This window comes from Micromonospora profundi (assembly GCF_011927785.1).
Lineage (GTDB): Bacteria > Actinomycetota > Actinomycetes > Mycobacteriales > Micromonosporaceae > Micromonospora > Micromonospora profundi.
Genome location: NZ_JAATJK010000001.1, coordinates 4,614,860 through 4,638,025, shown reverse-complemented (window position 1 = coordinate 4,638,025; position 23,166 = coordinate 4,614,860). Strand labels below are relative to the sequence as shown.

Annotated in this window: 19 protein-coding genes; 13 read left to right on the top strand and 6 right to left on the bottom strand. The window is 71.3% G+C overall.

Features of this window, described 5'->3' with window-relative positions; translation table 11 throughout:
- The first annotated feature begins 31 nt into the window (after positions 1–31).
- The 3 genes from F4558_RS20410 (at position 32) to F4558_RS20400 (ending at position 2,368) form a co-directional block, all read left to right on the top strand.
- Positions 32–370 (top strand): ArsR/SmtB family transcription factor, encoded by a 339-nt coding sequence (locus F4558_RS20410; RefSeq protein ID WP_013284484.1) that lies wholly within the window; start codon positions 32–34, stop codon positions 368–370.
- Positions 367–2,076 carry a SulP family inorganic anion transporter gene (locus tag F4558_RS20405; RefSeq protein ID WP_167945544.1) on the top strand — a complete coding sequence of 570 codons (1,710 nt, stop codon included), beginning with the start codon at positions 367–369 and terminating at the stop codon, positions 2,074–2,076. The genes F4558_RS20410 and F4558_RS20405 overlap by 4 nt, the downstream gene beginning before the upstream one ends.
- A 118-nt stretch (positions 2,077–2,194) precedes the next feature.
- The gene (locus F4558_RS20400; RefSeq protein ID WP_167945542.1) at positions 2,195–2,368 is read left to right on the top strand and encodes a hypothetical protein; all 174 of its coding nucleotides are present in this window, start codon (positions 2,195–2,197) and stop codon (positions 2,366–2,368) included.
- Between the two features lie 103 nt (positions 2,369–2,471).
- Here F4558_RS20400 and ilvD read toward each other — a convergent pair whose 3' ends face one another.
- Entirely contained in the window at positions 2,472–4,319 is a 1,848-nt protein-coding gene (gene ilvD / locus F4558_RS20395; protein WP_167945540.1) for a dihydroxy-acid dehydratase, read from the bottom strand.
- Positions 4,320–4,446: 127 nt separating this feature from the next.
- Between ilvD and F4558_RS20390 the strand changes: the two genes are divergently transcribed.
- The 5 genes from F4558_RS20390 to serA all read left to right on the top strand — a co-directional run bounded on the left by F4558_RS20390 (position 4,447) and on the right by serA (position 12,495).
- Positions 4,447–6,801, top strand: a complete 2,355-nt coding sequence (locus tag F4558_RS20390) for a putative bifunctional diguanylate cyclase/phosphodiesterase (RefSeq protein ID WP_209274479.1) — start codon at positions 4,447–4,449, stop codon at positions 6,799–6,801.
- A 187-nt stretch (positions 6,802–6,988) separates the two neighbouring features.
- Positions 6,989–8,869 (top strand): acetolactate synthase large subunit, encoded by a 1,881-nt coding sequence (locus F4558_RS20385; protein ID WP_053652386.1) that lies wholly within the window; start codon positions 6,989–6,991, stop codon positions 8,867–8,869.
- A gap of 2 nt (positions 8,870–8,871) precedes the next feature.
- A complete protein-coding gene (ilvN, locus tag F4558_RS20380) occupies positions 8,872–9,387 on the top strand; it encodes an acetolactate synthase small subunit (protein ID WP_053652387.1) in 516 nt (171 codons plus the stop codon).
- A gap of 94 nt (positions 9,388–9,481) precedes the next feature.
- Positions 9,482–10,495: a ketol-acid reductoisomerase gene (gene ilvC / locus F4558_RS20375; RefSeq protein ID WP_053652388.1), complete on the top strand. Its 1,014-nt coding sequence runs from the start codon at positions 9,482–9,484 to the stop codon at positions 10,493–10,495.
- 401 nt (positions 10,496–10,896) lie between these two features.
- Positions 10,897–12,495 carry a phosphoglycerate dehydrogenase gene (gene serA / locus F4558_RS20370; RefSeq protein WP_053652389.1) on the top strand — a complete coding sequence of 533 codons (1,599 nt, stop codon included), beginning with the start codon at positions 10,897–10,899 and terminating at the stop codon, positions 12,493–12,495.
- An 87-nt stretch (positions 12,496–12,582) separates the two neighbouring features.
- Here the strand turns inward: serA and F4558_RS20365 are convergent, their stop codons facing one another.
- Positions 12,583–12,939, bottom strand: a complete 357-nt coding sequence (locus F4558_RS20365; RefSeq protein WP_053652390.1) for a hypothetical protein — start codon at positions 12,937–12,939, stop codon at positions 12,583–12,585.
- A gap of 401 nt (positions 12,940–13,340) precedes the next feature.
- Positions 13,341–14,183 carry an FAD:protein FMN transferase gene (locus F4558_RS20360; protein ID WP_053652391.1) on the bottom strand — a complete coding sequence of 281 codons (843 nt, stop codon included), beginning with the start codon at positions 14,181–14,183 and terminating at the stop codon, positions 13,341–13,343.
- 224 nt (positions 14,184–14,407) lie between these two features.
- Between F4558_RS20360 and F4558_RS20355 the strand changes: the two genes are divergently transcribed.
- Both F4558_RS20355 and F4558_RS20350 read left to right on the top strand, forming a co-directional pair.
- The gene (locus F4558_RS20355; protein ID WP_053652392.1) at positions 14,408–15,442 is read left to right on the top strand and encodes a 3-isopropylmalate dehydrogenase; all 1,035 of its coding nucleotides are present in this window, start codon (positions 14,408–14,410) and stop codon (positions 15,440–15,442) included.
- Positions 15,443–15,604: 162 nt separating this feature from the next.
- Positions 15,605–16,702, top strand: coding sequence for a branched-chain amino acid aminotransferase (locus tag F4558_RS20350; RefSeq protein WP_053652393.1), 1,098 nt, complete (start codon positions 15,605–15,607; stop codon positions 16,700–16,702).
- A gap of 81 nt (positions 16,703–16,783) precedes the next feature.
- Here F4558_RS20350 and F4558_RS20345 read toward each other — a convergent pair whose 3' ends face one another.
- Both F4558_RS20345 and F4558_RS20340 read right to left on the bottom strand, forming a co-directional pair.
- Positions 16,784–17,524: a tyrosine-protein phosphatase gene (locus F4558_RS20345; protein ID WP_053652523.1), complete on the bottom strand. Its 741-nt coding sequence runs from the start codon at positions 17,522–17,524 to the stop codon at positions 16,784–16,786.
- 56 nt (positions 17,525–17,580) lie between these two features.
- Positions 17,581–18,039 carry a PRC-barrel domain containing protein gene (locus tag F4558_RS20340; RefSeq protein WP_167945536.1) on the bottom strand — a complete coding sequence of 153 codons (459 nt, stop codon included), beginning with the start codon at positions 18,037–18,039 and terminating at the stop codon, positions 17,581–17,583.
- Positions 18,040–18,328: 289 nt separating this feature from the next.
- Between F4558_RS20340 and cimA the strand changes: the two genes are divergently transcribed.
- Positions 18,329–19,912: a citramalate synthase gene (cimA, locus tag F4558_RS20335; RefSeq protein WP_167945534.1), complete on the top strand. Its 1,584-nt coding sequence runs from the start codon at positions 18,329–18,331 to the stop codon at positions 19,910–19,912.
- Between the two features lie 136 nt (positions 19,913–20,048).
- On the opposite strand, the gene F4558_RS20330 is transcribed toward cimA, so the two are convergent.
- The gene (locus F4558_RS20330) at positions 20,049–20,993 is read right to left on the bottom strand and encodes an endonuclease/exonuclease/phosphatase family protein (RefSeq protein ID WP_312877444.1); all 945 of its coding nucleotides are present in this window, start codon (positions 20,991–20,993) and stop codon (positions 20,049–20,051) included.
- 367 nt (positions 20,994–21,360) lie between these two features.
- Between F4558_RS20330 and F4558_RS20325 the strand changes: the two genes are divergently transcribed.
- Positions 21,361–21,867, top strand: a complete 507-nt coding sequence (locus F4558_RS20325) for a hypothetical protein (RefSeq protein WP_053652395.1) — start codon at positions 21,361–21,363, stop codon at positions 21,865–21,867.
- A 232-nt stretch (positions 21,868–22,099) separates the two neighbouring features.
- Positions 22,100–23,149 carry an AAA family ATPase gene (locus tag F4558_RS20320; RefSeq protein WP_053652396.1) on the top strand — a complete coding sequence of 350 codons (1,050 nt, stop codon included), beginning with the start codon at positions 22,100–22,102 and terminating at the stop codon, positions 23,147–23,149.
- The last annotated feature ends 17 nt before the right edge of the window (positions 23,150–23,166 follow it).

Below are 23,166 nucleotides of genomic sequence, written 5' to 3'. Positions count from 1 at the left end.
AAGTCTTCAGAGTCGGCGGAGGGGATGTGTCATGTCGGTGCCGCTGTACCAGGCGAAGGCGGAGCTGTTCCGGACCCTCGGGCATCCGGTCCGCATTCGGGTGCTCGAACTGCTCCAGGACGGGCCGAAGCCGGTCCGGGACCTGCTGGCAGCCATCGACGTGGAGGCATCGAACCTCTCCCAGCAGCTCGCCGTGCTGCGGCGGGCCGGCATGGTCACCTCGTACCGGGACGGCCCCCTGGTCATGTACGCGCTCAGCACCCCCGACGTGGCCGACCTGCTCGCCGCCGGGCGGCGCATCCTCGGCGCGGTCCTCACCGACCGGGACGCCCTGCTTGACGAACTACGGGCCTCGGGGACGGACCGGTGAGTGCAGCGGCACCTGCGGCGGCCGGTCGTCGTCGCGCCGGCCAGGTCGTACGGCAGGCGGGCCGGCTGTTCGGCGGGCTGCTGCCCCGCCGGGCCGACTGGGAGAACGCGCGTCGCTCACCTCGACGCGACCTGGTCGCCGGGCTCACAGTGGCAGTGGTGGCGCTTCCCCTCGCGCTCGCCTTCGGCGTCACCTCCGGGCTCGGCGCGCAGGCTGGCCTCGTCACCGCAGTGGTCGCCGGAGCCGTCGCGGCGATCTTCGGCGGCTCCAACCTCCAGGTCTCCGGTCCCACCGGTGCCATGACAGTGGTGCTGGTGCCCGTGGTGCAGCAGTTCGGCGCCCGCGGCGTGCTGATGGTCGGCGCGCTGGCCGGGCTGATCCTGATCGCGCTCGCACTGGCCCGCCTCGGCCGCTACGTCCGCTATCTGCCCACCCCGGTGATCGAGGGCTTCACCGCCGGTATCGCCGTGGTCATCGCGCTGCAACAGGTGCCGGCCGCGCTCGGCGTCACCGGCGCGCACGGCGAGAAGGTGTGGGCGGTGGCCGCCGACGCGGTCGCCCGGTTCGCCGCGCAGCCCCGGCCCGCCGCGATCGCCGTGACGCTCGGCGTGGCGGCGTTGATGCTGCTCGGCGCCCGGTGGCGGCCCGCCGTGCCGTTCTCCCTGGTCGGAGTGGCCGCCGCCACGCTCCTCGCCGAGTTGGCGCCGATCGACCTGGCCCGGATCGGCGAGCTGCCGCAGGGACTGCCCGTACCGTCGCTGGACTTCATCGACGTCGGCGCGCTCGGCACGCTGCTGCCGAGCGCCGTGGCCGTGGCCGCGCTCGCCGCCCTGGAGAGCCTGCTCTCCGCGACAGTTGCGGACGGAATGACGGTCGGCGAACGGCACGACCCCGACCGGGAACTGTTCGGTCAGGGCCTGGCCAACCTCGCCTCCCCGGTCTTCGGCGGCATCCCGGCGACCGCTGCCATCGCCCGTACCGCGGTGAACGTGCGCGCCGGAGCGTCCTCGAAGCTCGCCGCGCTCACGCACGCCGTCGCCCTCGCCGCGATCGTGCTCGCCGCCGCCCCGCTCGTCGGCCGTATCCCGCTCGCCGCACTGGCCGGGGTGCTGCTCGCCACCACCGTCCGGATGGTGGAGGCGGCCTCCCTGCTGGCGCTGATGCGGGCCACCCGCGCCGACGCCGTGGTGCTGGTGCTGACGTTCGCCGTCACGGTGATCTGGGACCTGGTGACCGCTGTGGTCGTCGGGCTCGCCGTCGCTGTCGTCCTGGCGCTGCGCGCGGTCGCCCGCAGCGCCCGGCTGGAACAGGTCCCCCTGGACACCGGCGAGCACAGCGCCGAGGAACACGCGCTGCTCACCGAGCACATCGTCGCGTACCGGCTCGACGGGCCGCTCTTCTTCGCCGCCGCGCACACCTTCCTGCTGGAGCTGGCGGAGGTGGCCGACGTACGGGTGGTGATCCTGCGGATGTCCCGCGTCTCCACGGTCGACGCCACAGGCGCCCAGGTGCTCGGCGACGCCATCGCCCGGCTGCGCGCCCGGGGGATCACTGTATTGCTCTCCGGCATCACCCCGGGCCACGACCAGGTGCTCAGCACCCTCGGTGTCGCCGACGAACTGCGCCGCGAGGGTCTGGTCTTCCCGGACACCCCGTCCGCCATCCGCTACGCCCGAGGCGTGGCCCTCGCCCCGAGCCCGTCCTAGACGCCCGTCTCCGCGCACCTGACCCCCGGTCGGTGTGGGCGGGCTCCGCTCGCACCGAAATGGACGCTGGACGGGCGGCTGGTCGTTCGAGGTGGCGCCGGGCGGGTACCAGGGCGGCATGACTGATCCGGTTGAGCTTTCCGAACTGCACGCCGGGGGCGCCGACCCCGACGACGTCACCCCGGAGGAGCCGCACGAGAACCTGGACGGAACCGACGAGGACGTGCCCGCGGAGGCCGGCCTGCCCGTCGACGGCACCACGCCGGCCGGGGAGGACCCGACCCAACCCTGACGCGACGGCAGCCGTACGAGCGGAACGGTTCGCCGCACGGACCTGAGGTGTTAGGAAGGGCCCCCTCCTATACCTGAGGCGTTAAGAGGGGGCCCTTCCTTACTCACTCGGGGACGCGGCGGTACGCGCCGTCGCTGGCCGAGGTGGCCATCGAGGCGTACGCGCGCAGTGCCGCCGACACCGGACGCTGCCTGTCGACAGGGGTGTACGGCTTGTCGCGCTTCTCCTCGGCCACCCGGCGCGCCTCCAGCTCGTCGGCGGGCACGTTCAGCTCGATGGAGCGCCCCGGGATGTCGATGACGATCTCGTCACCGTTGCGGACCAGGGCGATCAGCCCGCCGGAGGCGGCCTCGGGGGAGGCGTGCCCGATGGAGAGTCCGGAGGTGCCACCGGAGAAACGACCGTCGGTGAGCAGCGCGCAGGAACGCCCCAACCCTCGGCCCTTGAGGAACGAGGTCGGGTAGAGCATCTCCTGCATGCCGGGGCCGCCCTTCGGGCCCTCGTACCGGATCACCACGACGTCTCCGGCGACGATCTCCTTGGCGAGGATCGCGGTCACGGCGTCGTCCTGCGACTCGTAGACCTTCGCCGGCCCACGGAAGGTCAGGCACTCCTCCGGCACGCCGGCGGTCTTGACCACGCAGCCCTCTGGGGCGAGGTTGCCGAACAGGATCGCCAGGCCACCGTCGGCGGAGTAGGCGTGCTCGCGGTCGCGGATGCAGCCCTCTGCGGCGTCGGTGTCAAGGGTCGACCAGCGGTTGGTGGTGGAGAACGGTTGGGTGGTGCGCACCCCGCCGGGTGCGGCGTGGAACAGCTCGAACGCCGTCGGCGTGGGTGAGCCGCTGCGGACATCCCAGTCGGTCAGCCACTGTGCCAGCGAGGGGGAGTGCACGGCGTGCACGTCGCGGTTGAGCTGCCCGGCGCGGTCCAGCTCACCGAGGATGGCGGGGATGCCGCCAGCCCGGTGGACGTCCTCCATGTGGTACTTCGGGGAGTTCGGCGCGACCTTGGCCAGGCAGGGCACCCGCCGGGAGATGGCGTCGATGTCGGCGACGCCGAAGTCCATTTCCGCCTCGCGGGCGGCGGCGAGCAGGTGCAGCACCGTGTTCGTGGAGCCGCCCATCGCGACGTCCAGGGCCACCGCGTTCTCGAAGGCGGCCTTGGAGGCGACGTTGCGGGGCAGCACGGAGTCGTCGTCACCGTCGTACCACCGCTTGGCGATATCCACGACGGTGCGGCCGGCCTCGACGAAGAGCGACCGGCGCGCGGCGTGGGTGGCGAGCGTCGAACCGTTGCCGGGCAGCGCCAGCCCGATCGCCTCGGTGAGGCAGTTCATCGAGTTGGCGGTGAACATGCCGGAGCAGGAGCCGCAGGTGGGGCATGCGGAGCGCTCGATCTCACCGAGCTGCTCGTCGGTGACAGCCTCGTTGGAGGAGGCGATCATCGCGTCGATCAGGTCGATCTTGGAGTGCACGATGCCCTCGATCGCCGTCGTCTTGCCGGCCTCCATCGGGCCGCCGGAGACGAAGACGGTAGGGATGTTGAGTCGCAGCGCGGCCAGCAACATGCCGGGGGTGATCTTGTCGCAGTTGGAGATGCAGACAAGGGCGTCGGCGCAGTGCGCGTTGACCATGTATTCGACCGCGTCGGCGATCAGCTCGCGGCTGGGCAGCGAGTAGAGCATGCCGCCGTGGCCCATGGCGATGCCGTCGTCGACAGCGATGGTGTTGAACTCCCGTCCCACCCCGCCGGCCTCGGCCACCGCGTCGGCGACCAGGCCACCCATGTCCTTGAGGTGTACGTGGCCCGGGACGAACTGGGTGAAACTGTTGGCGATGGCAACGATCGGCTTGCCGAAATCGTCGTCGGTCATCCCGGTGGCCCGCCAGAGGGCCCGGGCGCCGGCCATCGTCCGACCGTGTGTGGAAGTCCTCGACCGCAGCTCAGGCATGTGTACCAGCATGCCACCGTCCGCGCACGGGCCGTCCGGTGTGTGTGCCGTGTCCCAACAGATGCACATCAGGTCCCCACGGCGCGTGCCCATCCGGCACTCTTGAGACGTGCATCTCCCCCCGGGCATGGTCGCCGTCGCGGCGCTGAGCGGGCTGGTCGCCGTCGCCGCCGCCGTGCTGCTGACCATGGTCGCCCGGCGGCGCACCGGCCTGCACCGGCCGGCGCACGTGCTGCTCGCGGTTGCCGCCGGGGTGTCCCTTCTCAGCCTGCTGGCCGGCATGGTGGCGGTGCTCTCCGCGAGCGACCACTGGGCACACGAGCAGGGTCTGCGCACCGGCTGGGCCACCGCAGCGGCGGTCGGCACCGCGCTGAGCGGCTTGGCCTTCGCGGCCGGTCTGCTCCGGCTGCCGGGGGTTGCCGCCACCACGGCGGGAACGGCCCGGCTCGCCCTGGACAGCGTGACGATGGCGGCGGCGCTGTGGTTCGTCGGTTGGGTGCTCTTCTCCGAACCGACCCGGCTGCTGGGTGACGCCACTCCGATGGCCTGCCCGGCGATCGTGGTGGCCACGGTGAGCGCCGCGCTCGGCGCGGGGCTCGCCGTGATCGTGGTCTTCCGGGCCGCGGCCCCGCGTCGTGGCCTGACGGTGCTGGCCGCCGGGATCAGCGCGGTGAGCTGTGGTGGTCTGGGTCTCAGCGCCGGGCTCTGTCAGGCCGGGCCGACGATGGCGTTGGCCGGCGCTGCGGTGCTGGCCGCCGGCCTGCTGGCCGTCGCGTTCGCGGTGTACCGGGACGACCGGCCGGGGCAGATCGAGCTGGACCTGATCGGGCGCGACGGCGAATACGCAGTGGTTCCGATGGTGGCGATGGCCGCGTCGGCGACCTACCACCTCCTGCAGGGCGGCCAGTTCACCGCGCCGGGCATCGTGGCCGGCATCGTGGAGGGCTTCGCGCTCGTCGCCCGGCAGTACGTCACCCTCAAGGACGTCCGGGACTACGCCGGCCGGCTGGCCGAGCGGGAGGCACACTTTCGCGAGCTGGCCCACACCGACCCGTTGACATCGCTCGCCAACAGGCGGGGTCTGCTGCGCACGTTGCACGACAGCGCGGCGGCCGGCACCCCGTGCGTCCTGCTCAGTCTCGACCTGGACGGCTTCAAGCACGTCAACGACATGCGCGGTCACGGCGTGGGCGACGCCGTCCTGGCCGAGGTGGGCAGCCGGCTGCGCGGCAACCTGCGCCCCGGCGACATGGCGGCACGCCTCGGCGGCGACGAGTTCGCCGTCCTCATGTCGGCTCGGCCGGCCGAGGCGGACCGGGTCGCCGAGCGGCTGCTGGGGGTGCTCAACCGTCCGTACGACCAGGAGGAGGGGCCGGTCTTCCTGTCGGTGAGCATCGGTGTGGCCGGGTGGGCGGGCGCACCGGACGTGGACCTGCTGCTGCGGCACGCGGACCTGGCCCTGCGCTACGCCAAGCAGCGCGGCAAGAACCGGATCGAGCGTTACGACGCCGCGTACGACCAGTTGCTGCGCCGGCGCACGACGCTGGAGCACGAGATGCGCGGTGCCATCGAGCGCGACGAGCTGCGGCTGGCCTTCCAGCCGGTGGCGTCGCTGCCGTCGGTCCGGCCGGTCGGTGCCGAGGCGCTGCTCCGGTGGCACCATCCCGAGCTGGGCAACGTACGCCCGGACGAGTTCATCCCCCTCGCCGAGGAGTGCGGGATGATCGCCACGCTCGGCGCCTGGGTGCTGCACCAGGCCTGCTACCAGCTCTCGCGGTGGCTCGCCGACGGGCACGACGTCTGGGTCTCGGTGAACGTCTCACCCCGCGAGCTGCACGCCCCCGAGTACGTGGTGCAGGTCGCCGAGGCGCTGCGCGCCCACCACGTGCCGCCGCAGCGGCTCGTGCTGGAGGTCACCGAGCACGCGGTCGCCACCGACCTGGACGAGCTGATCCGACGGTTGACAGCGCTGCGGCTGACCGGTGTGCGGATCGCCCTGGACGACTTCGGCGCCGGCTACTCCTCGTTGGGGCAGCTGCGTCGTCTGCCGATCGACATTCTCAAGATCGACCACAGTCTGGTGGCCGAGCACGAGCCGGTCCGCCCGGTGGGCAAGGACGGCCCGGCGTTCGCCCCAATGGTCGACATCGTGATGCGGCTGGGTCACCAGTTGGGATTGGAGGTCATCGCCGAGGGTGTGACCACGCCCACCGAGTTGGCAGCGGTGGTCGCTGCCGGCTGCCGGTTCGGTCAGGGCGCCCTCTTCGGCTGGGGAGTGCCTGCCGAGCACCTGGAGGCGATGCTGGAGGCGGCCACCTCGCCGGGTGCGCGGCAAAGCCGGGTGCCCGCTCCGCGCCGGGTTCCGGGGGTTTCCGAGCAGGTCATCCCCTCTGCAGAGGGCGTGTCGGCGGCCGACGCGCCGCAGTCCGTTGACCAACATGTGAGATCAGTTGACTCATCGCGTGAGATGCGTCAGGCTTAGCCACATGTCGTCGTACCGGTCGCTGCGAGTACTTACCTGAGCGCACTCTCCCTCATCGAGAGTGCGCTGGCCCCGTGCATCTGCACGAGGGCCGTTTTTATTGCCGTCGGAACCTGTCGCGACGGGCCCTGCCCGCCTCGCATCGCTGAACGAGCCCCAGCCATTCCAGCCGAAGGCCAGAACCACAATGACGAGACCCACGCCCGAGACCCTCGCCCACACCGCCCGGCGGGCCCGCGCGGCCGAGCCGGCCGGTACCGCCGACCCCGCCGCCTCGCGCGCCGCAGCAGTCCCGGCCGCCCCGGCGGTACGGCCACCCGCCCCGACCGAGGTTTCCGGCGCCGGTTCGCTGGTGCGGTCCCTTGAGGCGCTCGGCGTCGACGTCGTCTTCGGCATCCCCGGCGGCGCGATCCTTCCGGCGTACGACCCGCTCTACGACTCCACCGTCCGGCACATCCTGGTCCGCCACGAGCAGGGCGCCGGTCACGCGGCGACGGGGTACGCGCAGGCCACCGGCAAGGTCGGCGTCTGCATGGCGACCTCCGGCCCGGGTGCGACCAACCTGGTCACCCCGATCGCCGACGCCTACATGGACTCGGTGCCGATGGTGGCGATCACCGGCCAGGTGGCCCGCCCGTCGATCGGCACCGACGCCTTCCAGGAGGCGGACATCCAGGGCATCACCCTGCCGATCACCAAGCACAACTTCCTGGTGCAGAACGCCGACGAGATCCCGCAGGTGCTGGCCCAGGCGTTCCACCTGGCCAGCACGGGCCGGCCCGGCCCGGTGCTCGTCGACATCCCCAAGGACGTCCTCCAGGCGTCGACGACCTTCGCCTGGCCGCCCACGCTGGAACTGCCCGGCTACCGGCCCACCCTGAACCCGCACGGCAAGCAGATCCGCGAGGCGGCCCGGCTGATGGCCGCGGCCCGCCGTCCGGTGCTCTACGTGGGCGGCGGTGTGCTCAAGGCCGGCGCCACCGACGGGCTGCGCCGGCTCGCCGAGCTGACCGGCATCCCGGTCGTCACCACCCTCATGGCGCTCGGTGCCTTCCCCGACTCGCATCCGCAGCACCTGGGGATGCCCGGCATGCACGGCACCGTCTCCGCCGTGTACGGCCTGCAGAAGGCCGACCTGATCGTGGCGCTGGGCGCCCGCTTCGACGACCGCGTCACCGGCAAGCTGGACTCGTTCGCACCGGACGCGGCCATCGTGCACGCCGACATCGACCCGGCCGAGATCGGCAAGAACCGGCACGCGGACGTCCCGATCGTCGGCGACGCCCGGCACGTCATCGACGAGCTGATCGCCGCTGTGACTGTCGAGCGGTCGGCGGGGAAAACCACCGACCTGGCCGACTGGTGGACCCAGCTGGACGACCTGCGCAACCGCTACCCGCTGGGCTACGACGAACCGGCGGACGGCACGCTCTCCCCGCAGTACGTCATCAAGCGGCTGGGTGAGATCGTCGGCCCGGACGCGATCTTCGTGGCCGGTGTGGGGCAGCACCAGATGTGGGCGTCCCAGTTCATCTCGTACGAGAAGCCGTACACCTGGTTGAACTCCGGTGGGCTCGGCACGATGGGCTACGCGGTGCCGGCCGCGATGGGTGCGAAGGTCGGCAAGCCCGACACCGTGGTGTGGGCGGTCGACGGCGACGGCTGTTTCCAGATGACCAACCAGGAGTTGGCCACCTGCGCGCTGGAGGGCATCCCGGTCAAGATCGCCGTCATCAACAACGGCAATCTCGGCATGGTCCGGCAGTGGCAGACGCTGTTCTACAACGAGCGGTACTCCAACACCGAACTCGGCACCCACAAGCACCGCATTCCCGACTTCGTCAAGCTCGCCGAGGCGCTGGGCTGCGTCGGGCTGCGCTGCGAGAGCCCCGACGACGTGGACAAGACCATCGCCGCCGCCATGGAGATCAACGACGCTCCCGTCGTGATCGACTTCGTGGTCGGCAAGGACGCCATGGTCTGGCCGATGGTCGCCGCCGGCACCAGCAACGACGAGATCATGTTCGCCCGTGGCGTTCGCCCGGCCTTCGACGAGGATGACATCTGATCATGACGATGCACACTCTGTCCGTGCTCGTGGAGAACAAGCCGGGCGTTCTCGCCCGCGTCTCCGGCCTGTTCTCCCGGCGCGGGTTCAACATCGACAGCCTCGCCGTCGGCGAGACCGAGAACCCGGACGTTTCCCGGATCACGATCGTGGTCAACGCCGACTCGTCCCCGCTGGAGCAGGTCACCAAGCAGCTCAACAAGCTCGTCAACGTGCTCAAGATCGTCGAGCTGGACGCGCAGGTCTCGGTCGCCCGGGAGTTGCTGCTGGTGAAGGTCCGCGCCGACCGGTCCGCACGCACCCAGGTGTTGGAGACGGTCAACCTGTTCCGCGCCCGGGTTGTCGACGTGGCACCGGACACGCTGACCATCGAGGCCACCGGTACGCCCGACAAGCTCGACGCTCTGCTGCGCGACCTGGAGCCCTTCGGCATCAAGGAAATGGTGCAGTCCGGCCTTGTGGCGATCGGGCGCGGCTCGCGTTCGATCACCGCCGGTCCCGCCTTGCGGGCCGCCTGACCCGCTGCCGGTCGGCCCCTGCGGGCCGTCCTCCGAATCCATCCGCACCGACCACGACGGGCCGCCCGGGCCGTCGTACGAAAGGGAAGTTCTCATGAGCGTTGAGGTTTACTACGACGACGATGCCGACCTCGGCCTGATCCAGGGCAAGAAGGTCGCGGTGATCGGCTACGGCAGCCAGGGCCACGCCCACGCGCTGTCGCTGCGTGACTCCGGCGTCGACGTGGTGATCGGTCTGCCGGAGGGCTCCAAGAGCCGTCCCAAGGCCGAGGAGCAGGGCCTGCGGGTGCTCACGCCGGCACAGGCCGCCGCCGAGGCTGACGTGATCATGGTGCTCGCGCCGGACACCGCCCAGCGCTCCCTCTACACCGAGTCGATCGCCCCGCACCTCGCCCCGGGCAAGGCCCTCTTCTTCGGCCACGGCTTCAACATCCGGTACGGGCTCATCAAGCCCCCGGCCGAGGTGGACGTCGCCATGGTCGCTCCGAAGGGCCCCGGCCACCTGGTCCGCCGCCAGTACACCGACGGCAAGGGCGTGCCCTGCCTGGTCGCCGTCGAGCAGGACGCAAGCGGCAACGCGCTCGCGCTCGCCCTCGCGTACGCCAAGGGGATCGGTGGCACCCGCGCCGGTGCGATCAAGACCACGTTCACCGAGGAGACCGAGACCGACCTCTTCGGTGAGCAGGCGGTGCTCTGCGGCGGTGCCGCGGCGCTGGTGCAGACCGGTTTCGAGGTGCTCACCGAGGCCGGCTACGCCCCCGAGGTGGCCTACTTCGAGTGCCTGCACGAGCTGAAGCTGATCGTCGACCTCATGTACGAGGGTGGCATCGCGAAGATGCGGTACAGCATCTCCGACACCGCCGAGTACGGCGACCTCTCCCGGGGCCCGCGCGTCATCGACTCCCGTGTCAAGGACGAGATGCGCAAGATCCTGGGCGAGATCCAGTCCGGCGAGTTCGCCCGCGAGTGGGTCGCCGAGGACGAGGCGGGCCGGCCCAACTTCACCAAGTGGCAGAACGAGGGCGCGGCGCACCCGATCGAGGAGACCGGCGCGAAGCTGCGCGGCATGATGAGCTGGGTCGACCGCCCGATCACCGAGACCGCCTGACGGTTTCGTAGCACCGGTCCAGCCGTCACCAACGGCGGATGATCCACCGATGGCCGGTGACCCGCGCTCTCCCCAGCGCGGGTCACCGGCCATCGGCCGTACGCGGGACCACCACCTGACCCTGGGCGCTCACCTTCTGGGATCAGGTGACGAACGCCTCGGCGGTGCCGTGACGAGCCGCAACAACGATGTCGGCCAGGTGAACGGGCCATGTCCAACGCCGGACCGCGCGTGTGAGGGCACTCACCTCGCAGACCGGAACATGCCGGCCAACGGGGCCCTACGATCGCGGTAGGTGCGCGCAGCCGGCACCTGACGGCCACGGCACGGGATCAGCGCAGGACGCAGTGCGGCGCCCTGTCGGCCCGGGCCGATCGCATACACGACCTCTACGAGGACCGATGAATCCTGTCGTACTGATCGCCGAAGAACTCGCCCCCGCCGCCATCGAGGTGCTCGCCCACGACTTCGACGTCCGGCACGTCGACGGCACCGACCGTCCGGCCCTGCTCTCGGCGCTCTCCGAGGCCGACGCCGTCATCGTGCGCAGCGCGACCCAGATCGACGCCGAGGCGATCGCCGCCGCGCCGCGACTCAAGGTGGTCGCGCGGGCGGGTATCGGCCTGGACAACGTCGAGGTGCCGGCGGCCACCGCCCGGGGCGTGATGGTCGTCAACGCTCCCACCTCGAACATCGTCTCCGCCGCCGAGCAGGCCGTCGCGCTGCTGCTGGCAGTGGCCCGCAACACCGCGAGCGCCAGCGCGGCGCTCAAGGCGGGGGAGTGGAAGCGGTCCAAGTACACGGGCGTCGAGGTGCAGGGCAAGACCGTCGGCGTGGTCGGGCTCGGCCGGATCGGGGTTCTCTTCGCCTCCCGCATCGCCGCCTTCGGCACCCGGCTGATCGCGTACGACCCCTACATCCAGCCGGCCCGCGCGGCCCAGCTCGGCGTACGCCTGGTCGGGCTCGAGGAGCTGCTGCGCGAGAGCGACTTCATCTCCATCCACCTGCCGAAGACCCCGGAGACGATGGGGCTCATCGGTGAGAAGGAACTGGCGATCGTCAAGCCGGGCGTGCGCATCGTGAACGCCGCCCGTGGTGGTCTTGTCGACGAGCAGGCGCTCGCGGACGCCATCGCCGAGGGCCGGGTCGCCGGCGCCGGTGTGGACGTGTACGCCAAGGAGCCGTGCACCTCGTCGCCGCTGTTCGCGTTCGACAACGTGGTGGCCACCCCGCACCTGGGTGCCTCCACCCACGAGGCTCAGGACAAGGCCGGCCTGGCCGTGGCCAAGAGCGTCAAGCTGGCGTTGCAGGGCGAGTTCGTGCCGGACGCCGTGAACGTGCAGGCCGGTGGCGTGGTCGCCCAGGACGTACGGCCGCTGCTGCCGCTGGCCGAGAAGCTGGGCCGGGCGTTCACCGCTGTCGCCGGTGGGGTCGCCGCGAGCGTCACCGTCGAGGTCCGTGGCGAGATCGTCGGCCACGACGTGTCGGTGCTCAAGCTGGCCGCGACGAAGGGCCTGTTCAGCTCCGTGGTCGAGGAGCAGGTCACCTACGTCAACGCACCGCACCTGGCCGCCGAGCGCGGCGTCGAGGTCACCCTCGCGAGCCTCGCCGAGACCGCCGAGCAGCCCACCCTGGTCACCGTACGCGGCGCGCTGCCGGACGGCCGGACGGTGAGCGTCTCCGGGACGGTGACCCACTCGGGCGCCCGGGACATCATCAAGCTGACCGAGGTGGACGGCTTCGACGTGGAGATCGGCGCCGAGGGCATCCTGCTCTTCCTGCGCTACGCCGACCGGCCGGGTGTCGTCGGCACCGTCGGCACCCTGCTCGGCGAGTCGGGCATCAACATCGCCGCGATGCAGGTCGCCCGGCGCGAGGCGGGCGGCGAGACGCTGATGACGCTTACCGTCGACCAGGCGCTCGGCGCCGACCTGCTCACCTCCGCGGCGGACTCGATCGGCGCGACATCTGCCAGCGCGGCGGACCTGCGCGACGAGTAGTCGACGGCAACACCACGGGGGGCCCGGCGGCATGCCGGGCCCCTTCGTCGTACGCGCGGGGGAGGGTTGAGGGCCGTCCCCGGTCGGTCAGTTGGTGACCCGCGTCGGCGGCGGGTAGACCGAGCCGTCCTGCGGGTCGAAGAGCATCAGCCCGTGCGCGCCGGCCAGCCGCTCGATGTCCAGCAGCACCTGGTCCGCGCAGGTCGGGTGCAGGTTCAGCTCGACATGGTCGTGGGCGGCGTGCAGGGGCGCGACGGCCCACGGACTGTCCGGGCCGGGGTGACGGTCCGGATAGGAGGCGGTGATCGCCCGGTAGAAGGCGACAACCCGCGGGTCCGGGTAACGGTCCACGTGCCGCCCCTGCCGGCAACCGTCGACCGCTGCCCGCACGTCCTCGGGCGTCGCCCCGTCCTCCAGGGCCCACACACTCAGATCGAAACTCACGGCGGACAGCGTGCCATCCGTCGTTCACCATGTCGAAACTGCCTCGCCGCAGCCGGATCGTCCGACCCGGGACTCATTGCCCACGACGGTCCGCTGTGGAGACTCTTGCCTCGAGTTGCGTCGATTCGCTAGCGTACGACTGCGGTCACTGGCCGAGTTCGCGGCGCCGGCCCGTCTTCGGGTGGCGCGGTCGACGTCCGGCCCGTCCGGTCCGCACCCCTCGATTGCGCGAGCCACGCGCACTCGTCGCTGACCGGCCCCCACAGCCGTTGCCGAGGCGGTGGGGGCCGATCGCAGCCCGACCGGCCGCCGCGCTCAGGCGGCCGAGGAGCGAATCGGGCGGGGAGCACCGCGGGGAGGCGGGGCTCGTGCGGCGTGTTTCAAAGCCGGTGAGCGAGCCTTCAGTGCCGGTGGGCGAAGAGCGCGCGATAGTCGGAGTTACCGCGGAACCACGCCAGGCCGGTGGGGCCTGCGGCGTAGAGCGCTGTGGCGTAGGCGTCGGCGACCGCCAGGTCCGGGCCGACGACAGTGGCGGCAGCGAGCTGGGTGGCCGGTTCGCCGGTGTGCGGGTCCACCACGTGCCCCTGCCGGCCGGTCACCCCGGAGGTGCCGACGGCGCCGTCTGTCATCTCCAGCACCAGCGGCGCGTGGTCGGGTGCCGTCGGGTGGTGCACCGCCACCCGCCACGGGCCGCCGTGCGGCGCGCGGCCCCGCACCACGAGGTCGGCGCCGGTGAGCACCGCGTAGTCGTGCACGCCGGCAGCCCGCAGCCGGGCGGCTGCGCGTTCCACGGCCCAGCCCCCGAGCAGTCCGCCCGGGTCGAAGCCGCCGGGCACCGCCCAGGCGTCGAACCATCCGTCGGTGGCGGCGCGCATCGCCGCGCAGCGGTCCACCAGGTCGGCCAGAGGGGGGTACGACTCGGGGCTGATCTCTCCGCGGCGAAGCTTGGAGACCAGGCTCTCCGGACGGTTCGGGCCGTAGGTCAGGTCGATGGCGCGTAGCTCCGCGACGCTGTCCCGCAGCGCTTCCCCGACGCCTCGACGGCCGAGCCACTCGGGCGCGTTGAGCAGCAGCGTGTACTCAGCGGTCGCGGTGCGCACCGTGTGTTGCAGGGCGATCCGGCCCTGCGTGGCGCTGGCCGGGTCGACCTGGTGCCGGCGGTTGCCCAGGCGCAGGTCGGGCCGGCGGTTGCGGAACGCGGACGTGTCCGGCCAGCGGGTCCGCGGCTGCTCGTCGATGAGCATGGCATCAGCCCCCTCGCAGTTGGCGTCGCGTCGTGGCGAATCGCCGTTCCCGGGCCCTTTGACCCGTCGACATCGACCCTAGACAGCGGAGATGACCACCACATGGATCCCGGCTGAGAGGATGCTGTGGATCGGAAATCCCATATCGTGGAAGCTTCGTACCGGGAATCGGGACGAGGTCGTACCGTTGCCCGGACAGGGCAGTCGACGTAGGGAGTGCGGTCGTGGCGCGGATCGCGGTGGTGGCTGGGGACGGCATCGGGCCCGAGGTGGTCACGCAGGCCCGCAAGGTCCTCGACGCGGTGCTGCCCGGCGGTGTCGAGGCCACCGAGTACGACCTCGGTGCCGCCCGCTGGCACCGTACCGGAGAGGTGCTGCCCGACTCGGTGCTGGCCGAGCTGGCCGGGCACGACGCGATCCTGCTCGGCGCGGTGGGCGACCCCACGGTCCCGCCCGGTGTCCTGGAGCGGGGGCTGCTGCTCAAGCTCCGGTTCGCCTTCGACCAGTACGTCAACCTGCGTCCGTCCCGGCTCTGGCCCGGTGTCGCAGGCCCCCTCGGCAACGTGAAGCCCGGCGAGGTCGACCTGGTGGTCGTGCGCGAGGGCACCGAGGGTCTCTACGCCGGCGCCGGCGGGTCGCTGCACCGCGACACCCCCGCCGAGGTCGCCACGGAGGAGAGCCTCAACACCCGGCACGGCGTGGAGCGGGTCATCCGTGACGCGTTCGTGCGGGCCGGCCGTCGGGAACGCCGCAAGGTCACGCTCGTGCACAAGACCAACGTGCTGACCCACGCCGGGTCGCTGTGGGCGCGCACCTTCGAGGCCGTCGCCGCCGAGCACCCGGACATCGAGACCGAATACCAGCACGTCGACGCGGCCGCGATGTTCCTGGTCACCCAGCCGCAGCGCTACGACGTGGTGGTCACCGACAACCTGTTCGGCGACATCCTCACCGACATCGCCGCAGCGGTCACCGGTGGCATCGGTCTGGCCGCCAGCGGCTGCATCAACCCCGAGGGCACGTACCCCTCGATGTTCGAGCCGGTGCACGGCTCCGCCCCGGACATCGCCGGGCAGGGCGTCGCGGACCCGGTCGCCGCGGTGCTCTCCGCCGCGTTGCTGCTGGAGCAGCTCGGGCACGCCGACGCGGCGGCCCGGGTCAACGCGGCGGTCGCCGCCGAGCTCTCCGGCCGCACCCCAGGCGTCACGCTGCGTACCGCCGAGGTCGGCGACCGTCTCGCCGCCCACGCCGTAGCCTGACCGCCCCGGCCTCTCAAAGCGCCGGGGCGGTATCCGCCTGTCCGGGCACTCAGCCCGCCCCGAGCGGCGCTTTCCGCTGAACGACCGTTCGGGGTAAGTTTTCGGCACAGCCATGTCGGCGTGCGATCCCGCATGCCGTTGTCCCGCAGGGAGGTCAGCGCGATGAGCGGTGGTGACATGCTCGACTTCGAGATCCGTCCGAATCCCGCGCCGGTATCCGCCGCCGACCGGGCCGCCCTGCTGGCCAACCCCGGCTTCGGCCGGGTGTTCACCGACCACATGGTCACCATCCGCTACGCCGAGGGCAAGGGTTGGTACGACGCCCGGGTGGAGGCGCGCGCACCGATCCCGATGGACCCGGCCAGCGCCGTGCTGCACTACGCGCAGGAGATCTTCGAAGGTCTCAAGGCGTACCGGACGGCCGACGGTGGCGTGACCATGTTCCGGCCGGACGCCAACGCCGCCCGCTTCGCCAGCTCGGCGCAGCGGATGGCGATGCCGGTGCTGCCACCCGAGGTCTTCGTCGACTCGCTGCACAAGCTCATCGAGATCGACAGGGAGTGGATCCCGACCGGCGAGGACGGCAGCCTCTACCTGCGGCCGTTCATGTTCGCCAGCGAGGTCTTCCTCGGCGTCCGCCCGTCGAACGAATACCTCTACATGGTGATCGCCTCACCGGTCGGGGCGTACTTCAGCGGCGGGGTCAAGCCGGTCACCGTCTGGGTCTCGCCGGACTACACCCGCGCCGCGCCCGGCGGCACCGGCGCGGCCAAGTGCGGCGGCAACTACGCCGCATCACTGGCCGCCCAGGCCGAGGCCATCGAGGCCGGCTGCGACCAGGTGGTCTTCCTCGACGCTGTGGAGCAACGCTTCGTCGACGAGCTGGGCGGCATGAACGTCTTCTTCGTCTACGACGACGACACGGTGGTCACCCCGCCGCTGACCGGCACGATCCTGCCGGGCATCACCCGCGACGCGGTCCTCACGCTGGCCGAGGGCGCTGGTCACCGGGTCGAGGAGCGGCCTGTCACGTTCGCCGACTGGCAGGCCGACGCGGCGAGCGGCCGGCTCCGCGAGGTCTTCGCCTGCGGCACCGCTGCGGTCATCACCCCGATCGGCGGGGTGCGCTTCCCCGACGGCGAGTTCCTGATCGGTGGCGGCGAGCCCGGCCGGGTGACGATGGCGCTGCGTCAGCAGCTCGTCGACATCCAGCGGGGCAGCGCACCCGACCCGCACGGCTGGGTGCGCCAGGTCCTCTGACACACCTCGCGTACCCGCAGCTCAGCGAAAACGGTCGGCGGCGCGACACCGCAAGGTGCCGCGCCGCCGACCGTCCGTCTCTCAGTCGAGCAGATGCTCGCGCAGGGCGTCGAGCTGCGCGTCGGTCACTCCGGCGTGGCGCAGGTACGCCTCGACCGAGCCGTACCCCGCACGCAGTTCGTCGAGGAAGGTCTGCATCGCCTCGGCGGGTGAGGCCAGGAACGGCGCCGGCACGTCCGTGACGTGCGGCATGGTGGCCGTCAGCCAGGCGCTGAACCGGGCCGACGCCTCGGTGCTGAGCGCGTAGTCGGCGACGATGTCGGCGTCGTCGACGCCCAGCACGGCGAGGGTCAACGCGCAGACGATGCCGGTGCGGTCCTTGCCGGCGACGCAGTGCACCACCACCGGAGCGTTCGCGGAGTCGGCGATGAGCCCGATGGCCTCGGCCAGGCCGGCGGTGCCGGTCTGGGCCAGATCGGCGTACCGGTCCGCGAGGTAGCGGGCCAGGTCGGTGCCCTCCTGGTGGGGCGTGGCGGCCCAGTCGTCGTGCTCCGGGTGGATGTGACGGTAGGTCAGGCCCGGATAGCTCGGCACCCGCCCGTCGCGCTCCACCTCTGTGGGGCGGCGCAGGTCGATGACGGTGCGGATGCCGATGGCGGCGAACGCGTCCCGGTCCTGCTCGTCGAGGCGGTGCAGGGAGTCGGAGCGGTAGAGGCGGCCCCGGCTCACGGTCCGAGCGTCGTGGCCGTGATAGCCGCCGACGTCGCGGAAGTTGAAGGTGGCGGGCAGCTGAATGTTTCGGTTGTCGTCGATGGCGTCCACGCTCACACGGTAACGGTCGGTGGGGTCGGACCCCACCGACCGTTGTGCTCGATCGGTCAGCGTGCGGTGCCGGGCGGCAGCGCGCCGTACGTCTCGTCGTAGTAGCCACCCAGCTGATCCCGGTACGCCGGGTCGCTGTGGCTGGTCTCGTCGTACTCGGGGGCTGCCTTGATCTGGTCGCGGGTCCGGTCGATCGAGATGGTGCGCTGGTCGTGGTCGACCTGGTTGACCGTTCCGGCCGGCAGCATCACCTTCTTGCCGAAAATCCACGGGCCGGTGTCCACCACCAGGTAGCTGCCGTCCACCTCGTGGCTGGCACTGTCGATCTTGCCGATTCCGCCGTCGGTGGCTTCGACCTTGTAGCCGACCAGGTCGGCGTCGGCCACCCCGGCCTGGTCCCGGTAGCGCCAGGGGTCGAAGACGCCGGCCGGTGCGCCGCCGGCAACGGTGCCCTGGTCGCCGCCGCGCAGCGGGTCCGGCCCGGCGTGGGTGGCGTGCGGATCGATCCTGTCCATGCCGTTCACTCCTGACTGTCGCCGATCGTCTCGGCGTCGGTGGTGTGTCCCCCTCCGAGCTACCCGCCGGCCGGGGGCCGGAAACGGCGACGGCGACGGCGTGGGGCGCACATCACGTCCCGGGATGTGGATTGTTGCTCCCAGAAACGGGGAAGCGGTGGCAGAGTAGCGGACGTGACCAGCACCGCCCTGATTATTGCGACCTAGCGCGCCGGCATCCCCCTCCGCCGAGCGCGCAGACCTCCCGCATCCGCGGGAGGTCTTTTTGTTGCTCTGAGAAAGGACCCTGATGACGTTCCAGGTCTACGACACGACGTTGCGCGACGGCGCCCAGCGCGAAGGGCTCACCTACTCGGTGGTCGACAAGCTGGCGGTGGCCCGGCTGCTCGACGAGTTCGGCGTCGGGTTCATCGAGGGCGGCTGGCCGGGCGCGGTACCCAAGGACACCGAATTCTTCCGCCGCGCACGCACCGAGCTGCAGCTGCGGCACGCCGTGCTTGTCGCGTTCGGCGCCACCCGCAAGGCCGGGGTCGCAGTCGCCGACGATCCCCAGGTACGCGGCCTCCTGGACGCGCAGACGCCAGCGATCGCGCTCGTCGCCAAGGCCGACATCCGGCACGTCGAACGGGCGCTGCGCACCACAGGCGCGGAGAACCTGGCGATGATCCGTGACACCGTCACCCACCTCGTCCGCGAGGGCCGCCGGGTCTTCGTCGACGGCGAACACTTCTTCGACGGCTTCCGGCACGACCCGGCGTACGGCACGGCAGTGGTGCAGACCGCGCTCGACGCCGGCGCCGAGCGCATGGTGCTCTGCGACACCAACGGCGGCATGCTGCCCTCCCAGGTGACAGCCGCGATCCTCGACCTGACCGACCGCCTCGGCGTCGACGCCGGGCTGTTCGGCATGCACGCCCAGAACGACACCGCCTGCGCTGTCGCCAACACGATCGCCGCCGTCGAGGCCGGTGTCCGGCACGTCCAGGGCACCGCCAACGGGTACGGCGAGCGCCCCGGCAACGCCGACATCTTCGCGGTCGTCGCCAACCTCCAGCTCAAGCTGGGCATGCCCGTCCTACCGGACGGCTGCCTGGAACAGATGGTGCGGGTCTCGCACGCCATCGCCGAAATCGCAAACATCGCCCCCGACACCCACCAGGCGTACGCCGGGGCCGCCGCCTTCGCCCACAAGGCAGGGCTGCACGCGAGCGCGATCAAGGTCGACCCGTTGCTCTACAACCACGTGGACCCGTCGGTGGTAGGCAACGACATGCGGATCCTGGTAACCGAGATGGCCGGCCGGGCCAGCGTCGAGCTCAAGAGTCGTGAGCTCGGACTGGACCTGGCCGGCCGTCCGGAAGCGCTGACCCGGGTCACGAAGCGGGTCAAGGAACTGGAGGCCGAGGGCTGGTCCTTCGAGGCCGCGGACGCCTCCTTCGAGCTGCTCGTCCGCTCCGAGCTGCCCGAGGGCGGCCCGGCCCGCCCGTTCACCCTGGAGTCGTACCGGGTGCTTGTCGAGCACCGCGAGGACGGCGCTGTCGTGTCCGAGGCGACAGTGAAGATCCGGGTACGCGGCGAGCGGGTGATCGCCACCGCCGAGGGCAACGGCCCGGTCAACGCGCTCGACGAGGCGCTGCGGGTGGGGCTTACCCGGCACTATCCGCAGCTGCGCAACTTCGAACTGGCCGACTACAAGGTGCGCATCCTGGAGGGCAGCCACGGCACCGGTGCGGTCACCCGGGTGCTGCTGGAGACCTCCGAGGAAGGTGGCCGGGACTGGACCACAGTGGGCGTACACAACAACGTGGTCGAGGCGAGCTGGCACGCCCTGGTAGACGCCCTGACCTACGGCCTGGCCCCCGCAACGGTCTAACCACCCCCGCCCTCACCCCTCACCCCCGCGATCTTGCACTTTGTGTCGCCGTTATGCGGCTTTCGCTCCCTATGCCGCGGCATCAAGTGCAAGATCGCGGGCGCGGTTGGTGGCACGGTGGGAGGGCGCGGGGTGGTTACGGGGTGGGGAGGCGGAGGGTTGCCAGGACGGGGCGGTGGTCGCTGTCGGGTAGGTGCAGCACTTTCACTGCGCGGACCGCGATGCGCCTGTCGACGAGCACATGGTCGATGGTGACCGGGGGGATCAGGTCGCCGTCGTAGGGGCCCCACGTGCCGGTGAGCCCTGAGCCGGTGGCGTCGGCCGCGTCGACGTAGCCGGTGCGCAGCAGCGCCCGCAGCGGACCATGGTCGAGGGTGGCGTTGAAGTCCCCGGCGAGGATCCGCAGCTCACCATCTGGCGTGGCCGGTGGTTGGGTGGTCAGGTCGGCACGCCACGCGCCGACCTGGTCCAGCGCGGACGGCGCCGAGGGGTGGGCCGACTCGACACGGACCGGTGGCGCCCCGGGGACGGTCACGGTGCCGTACGCCTGGCTGAACCCCCAGCCGCCCTGGCCCCGGTTGTGCCTGATGCCAACGTCGCTGAGCGGCCAGCGTGAGTAGAGCCCGGAGCCGGGCGTGCCGATGTGCGGGTTGAGTTGCCGGTGGGGGAGCAGCCGGTCGAGGCCGAGCCGGTCCAGGGCTGCCTGCGCGTCGGGGGTGAACTCCTGCACGGCGAGCACGTCGACCCGGTGCCGCCGGACCAGCTCCACGAGCGTGGCCGCGTCGGCGGAGCCGGCGAGCAGGTTGGCGGTGAGCACCCGGATGGTGGGGCCTGTCGTCGCGGGCTGCGAACTGGCAAGCGCGCGGGGTGCGACAGCGCCGAGCAGTGCCACCACGGCCAGGGCCGCGACCGCCGCCGGGCCCCAGCGCCGCAGGGCGGCGGCGAGGGCGAGGGCGATGATGCTCCATCCCGCGACGTACGGGGTGAAGGCGAACGCCTGCACGAGCGGCCCACGGTCCAGGCCGGCGAGCCGTAGAGCAGCCCAGGTGGCCGTCGGCCCAACCGCCACCCAGCAGAGCACCGCAACGAAGGTCGTTCGGCGGCGACGCGGGGACGTGGCCGCAGGCGCAGCGTCGACGATCATGGCGAACAGCATAACGGCACCGGATGTGCATTTCGTGAATGGTTGCACGTTCACCTTTCACAATTATTCGACGGTCCGTCGGCAACCCGATAATGCGAGATCAACTATTGACGCTCAGCTTTTTCCGGTGCTACGTTCCAACTGGTCAAAACGACGCAACTCAGAGTAGTAACAGCAGCTCAAGGAGGCTGGAAGCGAAGACTTTCAGCCCAAGCTGATGCGTCGGCGCCGCATATTTCCGGCAGTTATCCGTCCCGCCCCGCGGGTCGGCCGAATACGCACGGTCACACAAAGGGGACCTGTCATGAGCACATCTTTCCGACGTAAGGCAGCGGCGATCACATTTGCCGTCCTGGGGCTCACCCTCGCCGGAGGTGGGATCGCCGTCGCCCAACCGACGGCGAAGGCTCCGGTCGAGGCCGCCCAGCCGGCCGCCCGCGGCACGAGCGCCCAGCCGCCGGTGACGGCGGAGTCCGCCCGCAAGGCCAAGGCCGCGCTGAGCGCCAAGGCGACCACGCTCGCCGCCTCCGCCACCACCGTCGTCGTCAACGCCAACGGCACCAAGGCGCGCGGCACCGGCACCGTCATCAAGTACGGCACCGGGCAGTACGAGGTGCAGTTCGGCACGGTCGTCACAGCCGGCACCTTCGTGGCCAGCATCGGTCGGGCCGACGCCTGCTGCGTCCCGCCGTCCGGCGAGGTCGCGGTCGCACCCCGCCTCGGCACGCCGAACGCTGTCTTCGTGCAGACCCGCAACTCGGCGGGCACCCCGACCGACCTGGGCTTCCACCTGGTCGTCCACCTCTCCTGACCCACCGACGTCCGGCCCCCGCACCTGGCGTGCGGGGGCCGCGCCGTGCCCGGGCGGGCCGGCTCGTCACGGTCGGGCCAGCTCCTGCCCGCCCGGGGCCGACGTACTCGTGCGGTCGTCTTCTTCCGGTTGTCACCCGTCCGGGCGGCTCGTCCTCATCCGGTGCACAACGGACCGGTCCGGTGCGCACAATCCGACGTTTGCCGGCCCCTCCGCCCGGGAAGCAAGCACCGTGACGGACATCTCGGACACCCTGGCCAGCATGCCCAGCCCGGTCGAACCCGAGCCGACCGGCGTCGAGCTGGAACAGACCCTCTTCGAGGTCAAACGCGTGATCGTCGGGCAGGATCGGCTCGTCGAACGACTGCTCACCGCTTTGATCGCCAACGGGCACTGCCTCCTGGAGGGGGTCCCCGGCGTGGCAAAGACACTTGCCGCGCAGACCCTCGCCACAGTGGTCGGCGGCACCTTCTCCCGGATCCAGTTCACGCCGGACCTGGTCCCCTCCGACATCGTCGGCACCCGGATCTATCGGGCCTCCAAGGAGACGTTCGACATCGAACTGGGCCCGATCATGGCCAACCTGGTGCTGGCCGACGAGATCAACCGCGCCCCCGCCAAGGTCCAGTCGGCGCTGTTGGAGGCCATGGCGGAGCGGCAGGTCTCCATCGGCGGACGCAGTTGGCCGGTGCCGTCGCCGTTCCTGGTGCTGGCCACCCAGAACCCCATCGAGTCGGAGGGGGTCTACCAACTCCCCGAGGCGCAGCGCGACCGGTTCCTGATGAAGGTGGTCGTCGACTATCCCAGCGACGCCGACGAGCTGGCAATCCTCTACCGGATGAGCACTGAGCGGCCCAGCCCACGGCAGGTGCTCGACGCGCAACGGTTGCAGGATCTCCAGGCCCGCGCCGAACGGGTCTTCGTGCACCACGCGCTGGCCGAGTACGTGGTCCGACTCATCCTCGCCACCCGCGACCCGGGCCGGTTCGGGCTGCCGGAGATCGCGCCCCTGCTGGCGTACGGCGCCAGCCCGCGCGCCACCCTCGGCCTGGTCGCGGCAGCCCGGGCGCAGGCGTTCCTGCGCGGACGGGAGTACGTGCTGCCCGAGGACGTCCGGGAGTTGGCGGTGGACGTCCTCGCCCACCGGCTCGTGCTCTCCTTCGACGCGGTCGCCGACGGGGTGTCGGCCGAGAGCCTGGTGCGACGGCTGGTGGAGGCGGTGCCGCCACCCCGGGTGGCGAACTCCCGTCCACACCAGACGCCGGACCTGGCGGCGGCATGAGACGCGCCAGCCGTACG